Source organism: Achromobacter sp. (genome assembly GCF_050285585.1).
Taxonomy (GTDB): Bacteria; Pseudomonadota; Gammaproteobacteria; order Burkholderiales; family Burkholderiaceae_B; genus Achromobacter.
This window is the reverse complement of record NZ_JBLZXF010000001.1, coordinates 684,833-698,711: the sequence shown is the minus strand read 5'-3', so window position 1 is coordinate 698,711 and position 13,879 is coordinate 684,833. Positions and strand designations below refer to the sequence as shown.

The 13,879-nt window shown below is 69.1% G+C and carries 11 protein-coding genes; 5 read left to right on the top strand and 6 right to left on the bottom strand.

What is annotated here, in order from left to right; genetic code table 11:
• The first annotated feature begins 582 nt into the window (after positions 1-582).
• Positions 583-2,160, top strand: a complete 1,578-nt coding sequence (gene ilvA / locus ACN6PJ_RS03220; protein WP_427994451.1) for a threonine ammonia-lyase, biosynthetic — start codon at positions 583-585, stop codon at positions 2,158-2,160.
• A 4-nt stretch (positions 2,161-2,164) separates the two neighbouring features.
• Here the strand turns inward: ilvA and ACN6PJ_RS03215 are convergent, their stop codons facing one another.
• Together ACN6PJ_RS03215 and kdgD are read right to left on the bottom strand one after the other, a co-directional pair.
• Entirely contained in the window at positions 2,165-3,097 is a 933-nt protein-coding gene (locus ACN6PJ_RS03215) for a hypothetical protein (RefSeq protein WP_427994450.1), read from the bottom strand.
• 76 nt (positions 3,098-3,173) lie between these two features.
• The gene (gene kdgD, locus ACN6PJ_RS03210) at positions 3,174-4,088 is read right to left on the bottom strand and encodes a 5-dehydro-4-deoxyglucarate dehydratase (RefSeq protein ID WP_427994449.1); all 915 of its coding nucleotides are present in this window, start codon (positions 4,086-4,088) and stop codon (positions 3,174-3,176) included.
• 243 nt (positions 4,089-4,331) lie between these two features.
• Between kdgD and garD the strand changes: the two genes are divergently transcribed.
• From garD to ACN6PJ_RS03195, 3 genes are all read left to right on the top strand, one after another.
• Positions 4,332-5,900 carry a galactarate dehydratase gene (gene garD, locus ACN6PJ_RS03205; protein ID WP_427994448.1) on the top strand — a complete coding sequence of 523 codons (1,569 nt, stop codon included), beginning with the start codon at positions 4,332-4,334 and terminating at the stop codon, positions 5,898-5,900.
• A 52-nt stretch (positions 5,901-5,952) separates the two neighbouring features.
• Positions 5,953-6,930 (top strand): Bug family tripartite tricarboxylate transporter substrate binding protein, encoded by a 978-nt coding sequence (locus tag ACN6PJ_RS03200; protein ID WP_427994447.1) that lies wholly within the window; start codon positions 5,953-5,955, stop codon positions 6,928-6,930.
• A gap of 149 nt (positions 6,931-7,079) precedes the next feature.
• Positions 7,080-7,436: a hypothetical protein gene (locus ACN6PJ_RS03195; protein WP_427994446.1), complete on the top strand. Its 357-nt coding sequence runs from the start codon at positions 7,080-7,082 to the stop codon at positions 7,434-7,436.
• A 122-nt stretch (positions 7,437-7,558) separates the two neighbouring features.
• On the opposite strand, the gene ACN6PJ_RS03190 is transcribed toward ACN6PJ_RS03195, so the two are convergent.
• Positions 7,559-8,500, bottom strand: a complete 942-nt coding sequence (locus ACN6PJ_RS03190; protein ID WP_427994445.1) for a LysR family transcriptional regulator — start codon at positions 8,498-8,500, stop codon at positions 7,559-7,561.
• 166 nt (positions 8,501-8,666) lie between these two features.
• Here ACN6PJ_RS03190 and ACN6PJ_RS03185 point away from each other — a divergent pair, with 166 nt between their 5' ends.
• Positions 8,667-10,370: a thiamine pyrophosphate-binding protein gene (locus ACN6PJ_RS03185; RefSeq protein ID WP_427994444.1), complete on the top strand. Its 1,704-nt coding sequence runs from the start codon at positions 8,667-8,669 to the stop codon at positions 10,368-10,370.
• 15 nt (positions 10,371-10,385) lie between these two features.
• On the opposite strand, the gene ACN6PJ_RS03180 is transcribed toward ACN6PJ_RS03185, so the two are convergent.
• From ACN6PJ_RS03180 to ACN6PJ_RS03170, 3 genes are all read right to left on the bottom strand, one after another.
• Positions 10,386-11,138, bottom strand: coding sequence for a class II aldolase/adducin family protein (locus ACN6PJ_RS03180; RefSeq protein WP_427994443.1), 753 nt, complete (start codon positions 11,136-11,138; stop codon positions 10,386-10,388).
• Between the two features lie 17 nt (positions 11,139-11,155).
• Entirely contained in the window at positions 11,156-12,196 is a 1,041-nt protein-coding gene (locus tag ACN6PJ_RS03175; RefSeq protein WP_427994442.1) for a Bug family tripartite tricarboxylate transporter substrate binding protein, read from the bottom strand.
• A gap of 185 nt (positions 12,197-12,381) precedes the next feature.
• Positions 12,382-13,878, bottom strand: a complete 1,497-nt coding sequence (locus ACN6PJ_RS03170) for an aldehyde dehydrogenase (protein WP_427994441.1) — start codon at positions 13,876-13,878, stop codon at positions 12,382-12,384.
• Position 13,879 lies beyond the last annotated feature (1 nt).

Genomic DNA, 13,879 nt, shown 5'->3' with positions numbered 1-13,879 from the left:
AATCTTCGGAGTAAGAGACATGATCCTTGAATCTGTTCGGCAGGCGCTAGGCGCAAACCCGAACATGCTATGCGGCGGGAAGCCGGTAGATGTTGTCGAGAGTGGGTTCGTCTGGGCAGGCGCGCTGGCCGCGACAGCCTGCCCAACATGGCGGGCGCCCACCCATTTTTTGCTTGGCTGGCCCGGGAGGGCCGGTTCTACCGGCCGGATCCTGGTCCGCCTCCAGGGAGGTGCGACTGCCACGAACCTTCCATTGTAATACCGTGCTACGTGCGGCGCGCAGCAAAACAACAGGTTTTGGCCGGAACGTGGCCCGATGTGCAGTCAAATAAAATGGGGACGCACTAATTCGGGCAGCGCGGCCGCTGTCCGGGCCGGGCGGCAGGGGCGTTTGACAAAGCGCGGCGCTTGGAGGAAGCTACGGTCCATGCATTTCCGCGCCGTCCGCATTTCGCTGATTATTACCATCATTCCTGGAATGGTGGGTTAGCGCGCGACCGCATTGTCACAGCCACCCGCCCCAAGAGGCGGGTTTTTTGTGGCCGCCTCTGCCGGGCAAAGCCCATCCTCGCAGAGAACCGCATGCACGCCACCCCGCAATCCGCCACGCCCGCCGCCGCATTCCAGGACGGCAACGCCTCGTCCATGGAATACCTGAGGCAGATCCTGACCGCCCGCGTCTATGACATCGCCCGCGAAACCGAGCTCGATCCCGCCCGCGGCCTGTCGGCCCGCCTGGGCAACGCCGTCCACTTCAAGCGCGAGGACAACCAGCCGGTCTTTTCATTCAAGGTGCGCGGCGCCTACAACAAGATGCGCAACACGCCGCAGGCCGCGCTCGACCGCGGCGTGATCACCGCGTCGGCGGGCAATCACGCGCAGGGCGTGGCCATTTCCGCCGCCAAGATGGACGTGCGCGCCATTATCGTGGTGCCGCAGACCACGCCGCAGGTCAAGGTGGATGCCGTCAAGGCGCATGGCGGCCCCACCGTCACGGTAGTGCAGGCGGGCGATTCGTACAGCGACGCTTACGCCCACGCCCAGAACCTGGCGCGGGCGCAGGGCCTGACCTTCATCCCCGCTTTCGACGATCCCTACGTGATCGCCGGGCAGGGCACGGTGGGCATGGAGATCCTGCGTCAGCACGCCGGCCCGCTGCATGCGGTGTTCGTGCCGATCGGCGGCGGCGGGCTGGCGGCGGGGATCGCCACCTATATCAAGGCGGTGGACCCGGGCGTCAAGGTCATCGGCGTGCAGACGGAGGATTCCTGCGCCATGTACCTGTCCATGCAGGTGGGAGAGCGCGTGAATCTGCCCGAAGTGGGCCTGTTCTCGGACGGCACTGCCGTCAAACTGGCGGGCGAGGAGACCTTCCGCCTGTGCCGGGAGTTTCTGGACGAGATCATCCTGGTGGATACGGACGCGGTCTGCGCGGCGATCAAGGACGTATTCCTGGATACCCGCAGCGTGCTGGAGCCGGCGGGCGCGCTGGCGGTGGCCGGGCTGAAGAAGTACGTCCAGCGCGATGGCGTGCAAGGGCTGTCCATGGTGGCGGTGACCTCGGGCGCCAACATGAACTTCGATCGCCTGCGTTTCGTGGCGGACCGCGCCGAGGTCGGCGAGGCCCGCGAGGCGGTCTTCGCCGTGACGGTGCCGGAGGAGCGCGGCAGCTTCCGCCGCTTCTGCGGCGTGATCGGCCAGCGCAGCGTGACGGAATTCAATTACCGCATCGCCGACGCCCGGACCGCCCACATCTTCGTCAGCGTGCAGATCGCCCGGCGCGGCGACGCGGCGGAGATCATGGCTGCCTTGCAGGAACAGGGGTTTTCGGTCGGGGACCTGACCAACAACGAGCTGTCGAAGCAGCATATCCGCTACATGGTCGGCGGCCGTTCTCCGCTGGCGGGCGGCGAGCGCCTGTTCCGCTTCGAATTTCCCGAACGGCCGGGCGCGCTGATGAAGTTCCTGACCGCGATGGCGCCCAACTGGAACATCAGCCTGTTCCATTACCGCAACCAGGGCGCGGATTTCAGTTCGGCGCTGGTCGGCATCCAGGCGCCGCTGGCCGACAGCGGCGCGCTGGACGCATTCCTGCGGCAGCTGGGCTACGCGCACTTCGAGGAAACCGGCAACGAGGCCTATCGCCAGTTCCTGGCCTGAACCCTCAGCGGGGCGCGCAGCCCGGCTTGCGGGGCAAGGCCGTTCCGGACCGCAGGCCCAGCGTGGCGCGGCCGGAGGCCTGCGTCAGCTCCAGGGTGGCCGCGCGCCAGGCCGGGACCTGGTCGAAAGCCACGTCGGGCGCGGCGCCGGACTTGGCCAAGGCGTCGGGCCGGTCGAACTGGATCGACGGCAGCCCCAGGCATGTATCCTTGAAATCCAGGCGCGCAAGCTCGCGGCCATCGCTCAGGCGCACGGCCCGGAACGCCAGCGGGGTGCTCACGAACGTGGTGATGGCCGGCACGAGCTGCCGGTAGCCGTAGGCGTCCGTGACGTAGCGGGTGGGTTCGACTTCGACCGCCTCGCGGCCGGGCGGGACGGCCAGATAGGCCACGCCGTCGGCCACGTCCAGGAGCTTGCCCGGCCCGACGTTGAGCGCTTTCGGGGGCGCATGGCGGATCATGACGGTTTCATTCCAGGGCGTGGAGATCCGCGTCCAGCCCGGCAGGCGCGCGTCCTCGAAACGGGTGGCGGCAAGCCGGTCGCGCTGCGGGTCGCCGGATACGGCGAGCCGGGTCACGCGCAGCCTGCCGTTGGCCACCTGCAGGTGGGCGAGGGCCGTGCCCGCGCTGGAGCTGGTGAAGTAGGCGAGCACGGCGTCCGTCTCCAGCGCCTTGGCCGTCGACGCGCAGAAGAAGGCGCGGGCCGCGATGTCCTTGCCGCCCGGGTAGAGCAGGGCGCCGACCTCCTTGCCGCAAAGCTCAACGCCGTTGTACGTGATGGTGGTGCGGCGGGTAGCCTGGCGCTGGCCGGTGTTCCAGTCGTCGCGGCTGCCGGTGGCGGCATCCACCACCAGGCCGTGATTGTCGTAGATGACTGCGGCGCCGCCGGGCGCGGCAAACAGGCCGAACAAAAAAGCGGCAACGCGGTACCTCGTCATCGGCGGGCTCCCCGGCATGGCTGGAGGGATGAATATATACCCGCGGGATCCCTCCGCCTTGCGCCGACCGCCGGCGCTACTGCGGCCCGAGCTGGCGAATCAGGCCGTCGAGCATGTCGAGTTCGGCGGGCAGCAGGTCCGTCAGCGGCGCGCGCACCGGACCGGCGTCGTGGCCGACGAGCTTGGCGCCCGCCTTTACGATGCTGACCGCGTAGCCGGGCACCCGGTTGCGGATTTCCAGGTAGGGCAGGAAGAAATCGTCCAGCAGCCGGTTGGTGGTGCCGTGGTCGCCGGCCGCGATGGCGCGGTAGAACGCCATCGCCGTGCGAGGCACGAAGTTGAAGACCGCCGACGAGTACACCGGCACGCCCAGCGCCCGATAGGCGGCGGCGTAGACCTCCGCGGTGGGCAGGCCGCCCAGATACGAGAAGCGGTCGCCCAGCTTGCGGCGGATGCGGACCATGGCCTCGATGTCTCCCACGCCGTCCTTGAAGCCGATCAGGTTGGGGCAGCGTTCGGCCAACTGGGCCAGGCTGTCGGCCGACAGGCGGGACTGCGCGCGGTTGTAGACGATGACGCCGATCCCGACCGATTTGCACACCTGTTCCACGTGGGCGGAGATGCCTTGCTGCGAGGCCTCCGTCAGGTAGTGGGGCAGCAGCAGGATGCCCTTGGCGCCGAGGCGCTCGGCTTCCTGGGCATAGGCGATCGCGCTGCGCGTCGGGCCGCCCGCGCCGGCCAGGATGGGCACTTTGCCCGCGCAGGTCTGCACCGCGGTGCGGATGACGTCGGAGTATTCCTGCGGCGCCAGCGAGAAGATTTCCCCGGTGCCGCCAGCGGCGAACAGGGCGGTCGCGCCGTACGGGGCCAGCCATTCCAGGCGCTGCGCGTAGCGCCTGGCATTGAAGTCGCCGTTCTGATCGAAGTCGGTCACGGGAAAGGACAGCAAGCCTTCCGAAACGATGTCCTTGAGTTCCTGCGGGGTGGTCATGTTGCGCTCATCCTCGGGCGGGCGCCGCAGCGCCGGGCTCGGCTTGCGGTTGGTGGGGAAAAAGATTAGTCATCGTACAACATGGATTCTCGGTGAACAAGGAGGATTTCCCTATAGCTTCCCCTGGAATAGAGGGGAAACCCGGAATTTATTTTCCGATATTTTCGGCGTTATTCTACAGGTTGTACGACAACTTATCGGATGAGCTCCCATCGGGATGCCATCGATGCGCGAGGAGGCTTCATGCAGGTTGCGGAAGGACGGGCGCCGGTGTTGATCAAGATCCACCCGCAGGACAACGTCGCCATCGTGGCCAGCGATGGCGGCTTGCCGGCGGGCACGCTCCTGCCGGATGGCTTGCGGCTGGCCGAAGCGGTTCCGCAGGGACACAAGGTGGCGCTGGCGGACCTGGCCGAAGGCGACGCGGTCGTTCGCTACAACGTCGTGGTCGGCTACGCCGCGCGGTTCCTGCCGCGCGGCAGCTGGGTCAACGAACGCGTCACCACGATGCCGGCGGCGCGCAGTTTGCGCGAACTGCCCGTGGGCACGCGCGCCGAGCCGCTGCCGCCGCTGGAGGGCTATACCTTCCAGGGGTTCCGCAATGCCGACGGCACCGTCGGCACGCGTAACATCCTCGCCATTTCCACCACCGTGCAGTGCGTGCAGGGCGTGGTCGAACACGCGGTCGCGCGTATCCGCCAGGAGCTGTTGCCGGCCTATCCCAACGTGGACGACGTGGTGGGCCTGGCGCATACCTATGGCTGCGGCGTCGCCATCGACGCGCCCGGCGCGTCTATCCCGATCCGCACGTTGCGCAACCTCGGCCGCAATCCGAACTTCGGCGGCGCCTCCATGGTGGTGAGCCTGGGCTGCGAAAAGTTGCAGCCGGACCGCCTCCTGGCCCCGGACGCCATCCCGATCCGCGCGGGCGAGGGCATGGGCGCCGACGGCGTGGAGACCATCGTGCTGCAGGACGAAGCGCTCGTCGGTTTCGAAGCCATGGTCGAGCGCATGATGCGCACGGCGCAGGGGCACCTGCGCAAACTCGACGCGCGCCGGCGTGAAACCTGCCCCGTCTCCGACCTGACGGTGGGCGTGCAGTGCGGCGGCAGCGACGCCTTCTCGGGCCTGACGGCCAACCCCGCGGTCGGCTTCGCCACGGATCTGCTGGTGCGCGCGGGCGGAACGGTCATGTTTTCCGAGACCACCGAGGTGCGCGACGGCATCGACCAGCTGACCGCCCGCGCGGCCACGCCGGAGGTGGCGGCGGCGCTGGTGCGGGAAATGGCCTGGTACGACGATTACCTTCAGCGCGGGCTGGCCGACCGCAGCGCCAATACCAGCCCCGGCAACAAGAAAGGCGGCCTGTCGAACATCGTGGAAAAGGCCATGGGCTCCATCGTCAAGTCGGGCTCGTCGCCCATCCACGGCGTGCTGTCTCCTGGCGAACGCCTGACGCGCAAGGGCCTGATCTTCGCCGCCACGCCGGCCAGCGATTTCATCTGCGGCACGCTGCAACTGGCCGCCGGCATGAACCTGCATGTTTTCACCACCGGCCGTGGCACGCCCTACGGGCTGGCGCAGGTGCCGGTGATCAAGGTGGCCACGCGCTCTGCGCTGGCGCGGCGCTGGCATGACCTGATGGACGTGGACGCGGGCGTCATCGCCTCCGGCCAGGCGAGCATCGAAGAGGTGGGCTGGGAGCTGTTCCGGCTGATGCTGGACGTGGCCAGCGGCAGGAAACAGACCTGTGCGGAGCGGCTCAAGCTGCACAACGCGCTTGCGCTGTTCAACCCGGGCCCGGTGACCTGACGGCCGCCGGCCGTCCCCGCGGACCCGCAAGGGAACATAAAGAGGAGACAGCATGAACCCGAGCAAGAGACAGTTCCTGGGCGGCGCCGCGGCGCTGTGCCTTTCGCCGTGGATGCCAGCCTGGGGGCAGTCGCCCGACTGGCCGACGCGGCCGGTCCGCATCATCGTGCCTTATCCGCCGGGCGGGTCGTCCGATATCATCGCCCGCCTGCTCGCGCCCCGGCTGAGCGATGCCTTGAAGCAGACGGTGGTGGTCGAGAACAAGCCCGGGGCCAATGGCAATCTCGGCGCCGGGCTGGTGGTGCAGGCCGCGCAGGAAGGCCATACGATGCTGCTGTGCGACGTGGGGGCGCTGGCGATCAGCCCGTCCGTGTACACCAAGCTCTCGTTCGATCCGTCGAAGGACTTGCGGGCGGTGGGTATGCTGGCCTACTCGCCGCACGTGCTTGCGGTGCACCCGGACGTTCCCGCGCGGACGGTGCCGGAACTGGTCGCGCTGTCGAAAAAGCAGCGGCTGAATTTCGCCGTGACCGCCATCGGCAGCGCGCCGCACCTGGCTGCCGTGGCCGTGCAGCAGGCCACAGGCGCGCAGTGGGAGTACGTGCCCTACAAGGGCGGTTCGCAGGCGGTGACGGACACCATCGGCGGGCAGACGCAGGTCATCATGAACGGGCTGCTGGCCACGCTGCCCCACATCAAGGCGGGCAAGCTGCGGCCGATCGCGATCTCGAAGCGGGAACGCATGCAGCTCGTGCCGGACATCCCGACGATTTCCGAACAGGGGGTGGCCGGTTTCGAGTCCGGAACCTGGCAGGGCGTCATGGCGCCGGCCGCCACGACGGACCCCGTGGCCAACCGTCTGTCGGCGCTGATGGCGCAAATCGTCAGCCAGCCCGACGTGAAGGCGCAACTGAACGAGCAGGGCGCGGAGATCGTCACGCGCAATCCCGCCGAACTGGCTCAGTTCTTCAACAGCGAACGCGCCCGCTGGGCCACGGTGGTGAAAAGCACGGACATCCGGCTGGATTGACAGCCAGGCGGGCGGCCTTCCTGGACAGGCCGCGCGCGGCGGGTGCACACTGGACCTGTCCCGCGTCGGCCCAGGCCCCGGCGCGACGCGGGCCGGCAGCCGCAGCGCCCTGGCAAGGGGCCGGGCATCCAGGGGCGGAGCATGCAATCATGAAAATCGCATGGGCGGCGGCGCTTCTGGCGGTGTGCGCGCAGGCCGCCGCGCAAGGCGGCCCCCCCGCCATGCCCCGCCCCCCGTCTTCGGCCCGGGTCATTCCCGATTCCTGCGTCGGCTCCGCCTGCCCCAGGCTGATCAATCCGGGGGCGCCGGCCGAGCCCTGCCTGGGCGTCGGCTGCGCCAACGCGGGCCGGCCGCCGGGCCCGCCCGCGCCGCCTTCCAGCGGCCCCAGCCGCCAGCCGGGCTGGGTGAGCCCGGCGCCGTCCCGGTTGCCTCCGCCGCCGCCATCGCCGCGAGGCCCGCCCTCGGGGCCGCTGACTCCCGCGCCGCCGCTGCCGGTGCCGCGCTGATATCCGCGTGTTGCGCTTTCGGCATGAAACCCGGATGAATGTACGGCTCTCCGCAGCAGTTTCTGCCCTTGGACATCGCGCAGTTGCCGCGCGTCGCCGTCGGTGGCACGAAAGGGCGCCAGCTAGCCCGCCATCCGCATATGTGCCCGGTAAGGCTCCGACGACGCCATGCTCGCGAGCAATTCCCGCAGAATGCCTTGCACGATCTTCACGGCCTGGGTCAGGGGCCGGCTGGACGCGGTGGCCAGCATCAGCCGGGTCGACAGGCCCGGGTTCACGATCCTGCGGGCGACTAGCTGGCCCGACGCCAGTTCGCGCACCACGGCGGGCACGCCCAGGACGGTGTGCGCCAGTCCTTCCAGCACGATTTCCTTCATCAGCTCCAGCGCGTCCATCTCGAACACCACGTTCAAGGGCCTGTCCTCCTGGGCCGCGGCGTGCTCCAGGGTGCGGCGCAAGCCATGGCTGCGCGTGGGGAGCGCCAGGGGCAGGCCGCGCAACTGCTCGAAATCGATCGAGGTCTGGGCCCGCGCCGCGGGCGCCAGATTCTGCGCCGGCGACACCAGGAGCAGGTCCAGCTCGGCCAGGGGATCCACGGCCACGTGCTGGGAGCGCCGCGCGTCGTGCAGCACGGCGATGTCGACGCGGGCGTTGGCCAGCCACTCGTGCACGTAGCCGCTGTAGCCGGTGACCACGTTCAACTGGATGCGCGGGTGGCGTTTCCAGACTTCGGCCACCAGCGGCATGCCGACCATGTGGCACAGCGTCGGGGTCAGCCCCAGCGTGACCTGGCCTGAGGGCGACTTCTGCTCGTCATGGAATTCGGTCACGACGCGCGTCATCTGCGTCAACAGGGGGCGCAGCTGGTCGAGCAGTTTCTCGCCCTCGGGCGTCAGCGATACGCCGCGTCCGTTGCGGTAGAGCAGCGCGCAGCCGCATTCGTCCTCCAGCTTGCGCACCTGCCGCCCCAGCGCGGACTGGGCGATGCCCAGCACCGACGCGGCCTTGGAGAAGCTGCCGGAATCGGCGACGTGGATCAGGTTCTCGATCTTGCGTAGGTCCATCGCGATGCTTCGGGCCTGCGCGAGGGGGCGCGGGCCGGCGTTCCTTGTGTGCGTTTTCCGTATATCTGATAGGCACAGTATGCCTACATGGCGCCCGGCCAGCCACCCTAGAATTCAGACGAACCCCTCCCGCGCGCCCGCGCCTGCCCATCCCTTCCGGCCATTCATGACACATTCCTCCGAACCGATCACGTCCGCCCACGCCTTGCTCGGGATACTGGTCCGCAACGGCATCGACCGGGTCTTTCTCGTGCCGGGAGAAAGCTACCTGGGCGTGCTGGATGCCTTGCATGATTTCCCGGGCATAGACGTGCTGACGTGCAGACACGAAGGCGGGGCGAGCTTCATGGCGTGCGCCGACGGCCGGCTGACCGGCAGGCCGGGCGTGGCGATGGTGTCCCGGGGGCCGGGCGCGGCCAATGCGTCCATCGGCGTGCATGCCGCGCAGCAGGACGGCGTTCCGATGATTCTGCTGATCGGGCAAGTGCCCCGCAAGGATCTGCGCAAGGAGGCCTTCCAGGAGATCGATTACCAGCGCATGTTCGGCTCCATCGCCAAATGGGTCCACGAGGTGGCGGAGCCCGAAGACCTGGCCTGGGCGGCCTTGAAGGCCTTGCGGGTGGCGACGGCCGGCACGCCCGGGCCCGTGGTGCTGGTGGTGCCGGAGGACGTGCAGCAGGCGGTGGTGCCCCCGCGGGACTGGGTGGCCGAACCGGCCAGCCCGACCCAGCCCGCGCCCGCCACGCTTGCGCGGGTGCAGGCCTTGCTGGCGGCGGCCCGCCGGCCCCTGATCATCGCGGGCGGCGCCTTCAACGCTCCCGGGGGGCGCGACGCCCTGCGAGCCCTGGCCGAGCGGCACGGGATCCCCGTGGCGGTGTCGTTCCGGCAGCACGACATCTTCCCGAACACGCATGCGCTGTATGCCGGGGACCTGGACCTGGCGACGCAGGCCGCGCAGGTGGCGGCCTTCGATTCGAGCGACCTGATCCTGGCGCTGGGCACGCGCCTGGGCGACATCACCACCCAAGGCTATACGTTTCCCGGCTATCCCCGGCCGGCGCAGACGCTGGTGCACTGCCACGCCGACGCGCATATCGTGAACCAGCATTTCACGGCGGACGTGGGCATGATCGCGGATCCGGTGGCCACGGCGCAGGCGCTGGCGGCGCTGCCGGCCACGGGGGGCGGCACGGCGCGCGGCGACTGGGCTGCCTCGCTGCGCGCCATCCGCGAACGCGCCTGCGCCTGGCCCAGTCCGCCGGCGGAGGACGGCGTGCCCTTCGTGTCGGTGGTGCGCAGCCTGGCCGAGCAGGCGCCCGCGGACGCCATGATCTGCCTGGACGCGGGCACGTTCGCCGCGCCGGTGTACCGCCATTTCCCCTTCGTCTATCCGCAACGGCTGATGGCGTCGCAGTCCGGGGCGATGGGCTACGGCACGCCGGCGGCCATCGCATCGCAGCTGCGCCATCCCGCGAGCAAAGTGGTGTGCCTGGTGGGCGACGGCGGCTTCCTGATGACCGGCAACGAGATGATGGCCGCGGCGGAGCGCGGCCTGCCCATCCTGTTCATCGTTTCCAACAACAATTGCTATGGCTCCATCCGGCTGCATCAGGCGCGCACCTATCCCGGGCGCTACGTGGGCACCAATCTGGCCAGCCCGGACTTCACGATGATGGCGCGCGCCTTCGGCATGCAGACCGAGCACGTCACCCGACCGGAGCAGGTCGCCGCCGCGGTCGCCAGGGGGCTGGCGTCCCGAGTTCCGTACTTCCTGGAGGTCAAGACCAGCCTGGCCGCGATCCTGCCGGCGGGCGCCGACACGGGCGCCGGCATCGATCTGCTGCGGCGCGGCGAACCCGCGCGGGCCTAGTCGCGCGGCCGGGCCTTAATCCCGGTAGCCGGGGTCCTTCTTGTCCATGAGGCGCAGCATGGCCGGCCACTCCAGTTCGCCGAAGGGGCGGCGCGTCGTCGGCTGGTACAGGTGCCAGGTCTTTTCGACGATGTCCGGCGGCGGGACGCAGAGCTCGCGGTTGGCCGACAGGGCATCCACCTGCGCCTTGCAGGCCATCTCTAGCCAGTACAGGGTGTTGAACGCCTGCGCGATGGTCGGGCCCACGGCCAGCAGGCCGTGGTTGCGCAGGATCATCGCTTCGGACTGCCCCAGGTCCGCCACCAGGCGTTCTCGTTCGTCCAGATCGATGGCTACGCTTTCGTAGTCGTGGTAGGGAATCTTGGCGAAGCGCATCGCGGTCTGGGTCAGGGGAAGCAGGCCGCATTTCAGCGCGGACACCGCCATGCCGGCGCGGGTGTGCGTATGGATGACGCATTGCACGTCACGGCGCGCACCGTGCACGGCGCTATGGATCACGTAGCCGGCGGCGTTGATGCCGTACTCGCCCACGGGATTGCTCAGCACCCGGCCGTCCAGATCGATCTTGACCAGGCTGGACGCCGTGATTTCGTCGTACATCAGGCCATAGGGATTGATGAGGAGATGATCGTCCGACCCGGGAATGCGCGCGGTGATGTGGTTGTAGATGAGATCGCTCATGCCGAAGTGCGCGACCAGCCGGTAGCAGGCAGCCAGCTGGATGCGGGTGTCCCGTTCCTCGGGGCTCATGCCGGAAGCAGTGCTCATGGTTCTTGCTCTCCCAATCAGTCCGTGGCTTTGACGTTGAAGTCGCGGACTACCTTGCCCCACGACTCGTATTCCGTTTTCATCATGGCGCCGAAGGCGGCGGGCGAGGGGGTGGTGCGGACCTGGGCGCCCAGATCCGCCAGCTTGTCGCGCACGGCCGGGTCCGCCAGCACCGCGTTGACCTCCGCGGCCAGCTTTTCCTGGATCTGCGGCGGGATGCCGGCGGGGGCGATCAGTCCCAGCCAGGCGCCCATGTCGAAGCCGGGAAATCCCTGCTCGGCCACGGTGGGCACGTCAGGCAGGCTCGGGACCCGTTCGGGCGTGCTGACCGCCAGCGCCTTCAGGCGGCCGGCCTTCACCAGCGCCAGCGAAGACACCATGGTATCGAAGGTGGCGTAGGTGCGCCCGCCCACGATGTCCGTCTGCGCCTGGCTGCTGCCCTTGTAGGGCACGTGGATCATGCTGGCGCCAGCCTTGGCGAGCAGGACGGAGGTCACCAGGTGGCTGGTGGTGCCCACGCCGGTCGTGGCGTAGGTGTATTGATTCGGCCTGGCCTTCACCGCCGTGAGGAATTCGCTGAGGTTGCGGGCGGGGTTGTCGGGGCTGACGACGAACAGGTAAGGCAGCCAGGTCAGCAGGCCGATCGGAGCGAAGTCCTTGCGGGCGTCGTAGTTGAGGTTGGGATAGACGTGAGGGTTGATGGCTTGGGGCGCGGAGGCGCCGATCATCAGCGTGTAGCCGTCGGGCTTGGCGCGCGCGCCCAGGCCCGCGGCAATGGAGCCGCCCGCGCCGGGTTTGTTTTCGACGATGAACTGCTGGCCCAGGCGCTGGGCCAGGCGGTCGCCCAGCATGCGCGCGACGGTGTCGGTCGCCGTGCCGGGCGGGAAGCCGACCAGGATGGTGACCGGCTTGGCGGGATAGGGCGCCTGCGCGCATGCCGGCCCCGCCGCGACCCATGCCGACCCGGCAAGCAAGGCCGCCAGCGCGGCGCGCCTCCATGATGGATGGGCCGCCCCGGGGGCGGGTTGCCTCCCGCCTCGCGTTATCGCATTGCGCATCGTTGTCTCCAGTCATTGTTCTGATGGCGGGAGAGCGCCTGCGCCTGCCCGCAACGGGTTCCTGTCGGAAGCCCGTCGCCGTCCACGGTCGCACAAGCGCGAGCGGCCTTCAATGATGCTGGCGGCCAAGCAGATAGCTCGAAATGGCATAGACGGCGGACGCAGGCCGGGCGTCCGCCGGGGGATCAGGCCGTCAGGCTGATCCAGGTCGTCTTCAGGTCGCTGTACTTGTCCAGGGCGTGCAGCGATTTGTCGCGGCCGAAACCCGATTGCTTGACCCCGCCGAAGGGCACGGTGATGTCGCCGTCGGCATAGCAATTGACCCATACGAGGCCGGCGCGCAGGCGGCGCGAAAGCCGGTGGGCGCGCGACAGGTTCGCGGTCCACAGCCCGGCGCCCAGGCCGTAGACCGAGTCGTTGGCGAGCCTGACGGCGTCGTCCTCGGTGGCGAAGCGCTGGGCCGCGAGCACCGGGCCGAAGATCTCCTCGCGCACCAGGCTGTTGCCCTGGTCGGCGCAGTCGAAAATGGTCGGCTCGATGTAGTAGCCGCCGGTGGCGCCCCGGGCCTGGCGGCCGCCCAGGCGCAGGCGCGCGCCTTCGGCGGCGCCCGCCTCGATGCGGGCGAGCACGCCGCGCATCTGCCGTTCGTCGACCATGGCGCCCATGGCGGTGGCCGGGTCCAGCGGATCGCCCGGCTGCAGCGCGGCGGCGTGGGCGGCGACTTTTTCCATGAAGGCGTCGTAGATGCCGTCCTGGACGTAGAGGCGGGAGCCGGCGATGCAGACTTCGCCCTGGTTGGAGAAAATGCCCAGGGCCGCGGCCAGCGCCGCGCGGTCCAGGTCGGGGCAGTCCTCGAACACGATGTGGGGCGACTTGCCGCCGCATTCCAGCCAGACGCGCTTCAGGTTCGACTGCCCCGAATACTCCATGAAACGCTTGCCGGTGGCCGTGGATCCGGTGAAGGCGATGCAGTCCACGTCGGGGTGCAGCCCCAGCGCCTGCCCGGCCTGCGCGCCCGTGCCGGGCACGACGCTGAAGACGCCCGCCGGAATGCCGGCTTCCTCCGCCAGCGCCGCGAGGCGGATCGCCGACAGCGAGGCCTGCTCGGCCGGCTTGAGGATCACGCTGTTGCCGGCGGCCAGCGCGGGCGCAACCTTCCATGCGGCCATCATCAGCGGATAGTTCCAGGGCACCACGGCCGCGACCACCCCCAGGGCCTCGCGCGTGATGGTGGCCAGCGCATCCGGGCCGGTGGGCGCGATCTCGTCGTAGATCTTGTCGATGGCCTCGGCGTACCAGGCGTAGCAGCGCGCGGTCTCGGGCACGTCGAAGGCCAGCGCATCGCGTATCGGCTTGCCCATGTCCAGCGTTTCGATCAGGGCGAGCTCTTCGCGGTGGGCGTCGATCAGCGCCGCCAGGCGCAGCAGGCGCTCCTTACGCTGGCGCGGGGCCAGGGCGCTCCACACGCCGGCCTCGAAGGCGCGGCGCGCCGCAAGGACCGCGCGGTCCACGTCCGCCGCGCCGCAGGCGGCCACGTCGGCCAGCTTGCGGCCGTCGACGGGGCTGGTGGATGCGAACGTGGCGCCGTCGGCGGCGTCGCAATAGGCGCCGTCGATGTAGGCGCGGCCGTTGAACGACAGGGTGGCGGCCTTGGCGCGCCAGTAGGCGGTGTCTTGGGTCATG

Bases quoted from the DNA above. Each gene is read 5' to 3' on its own strand.
- ACN6PJ_RS03200 (WP_427994447.1), top strand. From the start codon at position 5,953: ATGAACCCGAGCAAGAGACAGTTCCTGGGCGGCGCCGCGGCGCTGTGC.
- kdgD (WP_427994449.1), bottom strand. From the start codon at position 4,088: ATGACCACCCCGCAGGAACTCAAGGACATCGTTTCGGAAGGCTTGCTG.
- ACN6PJ_RS03185 (WP_427994444.1), top strand. From the start codon at position 8,667: ATGACACATTCCTCCGAACCGATCACGTCCGCCCACGCCTTGCTCGGG.
- ACN6PJ_RS03190 (WP_427994445.1), bottom strand. From the start codon at position 8,500: ATGGACCTACGCAAGATCGAGAACCTGATCCACGTCGCCGATTCCGGC.
- ACN6PJ_RS03170 (WP_427994441.1), bottom strand. From the start codon at position 13,878: ATGACCCAAGACACCGCCTACTGGCGCGCCAAGGCCGCCACCCTGTCG.
- ACN6PJ_RS03180 (WP_427994443.1), bottom strand. From the start codon at position 11,138: ATGAGCACTGCTTCCGGCATGAGCCCCGAGGAACGGGACACCCGCATC.
- ACN6PJ_RS03215 (WP_427994450.1), bottom strand. From the start codon at position 3,097: ATGACGAGGTACCGCGTTGCCGCTTTTTTGTTCGGCCTGTTTGCCGCG.
- ACN6PJ_RS03195 (WP_427994446.1), top strand. From the start codon at position 7,080: ATGAAAATCGCATGGGCGGCGGCGCTTCTGGCGGTGTGCGCGCAGGCC.
- ilvA (WP_427994451.1), top strand. From the start codon at position 583: ATGCACGCCACCCCGCAATCCGCCACGCCCGCCGCCGCATTCCAGGAC.
- ACN6PJ_RS03175 (WP_427994442.1), bottom strand. From the start codon at position 12,196: ATGCGCAATGCGATAACGCGAGGCGGGAGGCAACCCGCCCCCGGGGCG.
- garD (WP_427994448.1), top strand. From the start codon at position 4,332: ATGCAGGTTGCGGAAGGACGGGCGCCGGTGTTGATCAAGATCCACCCG.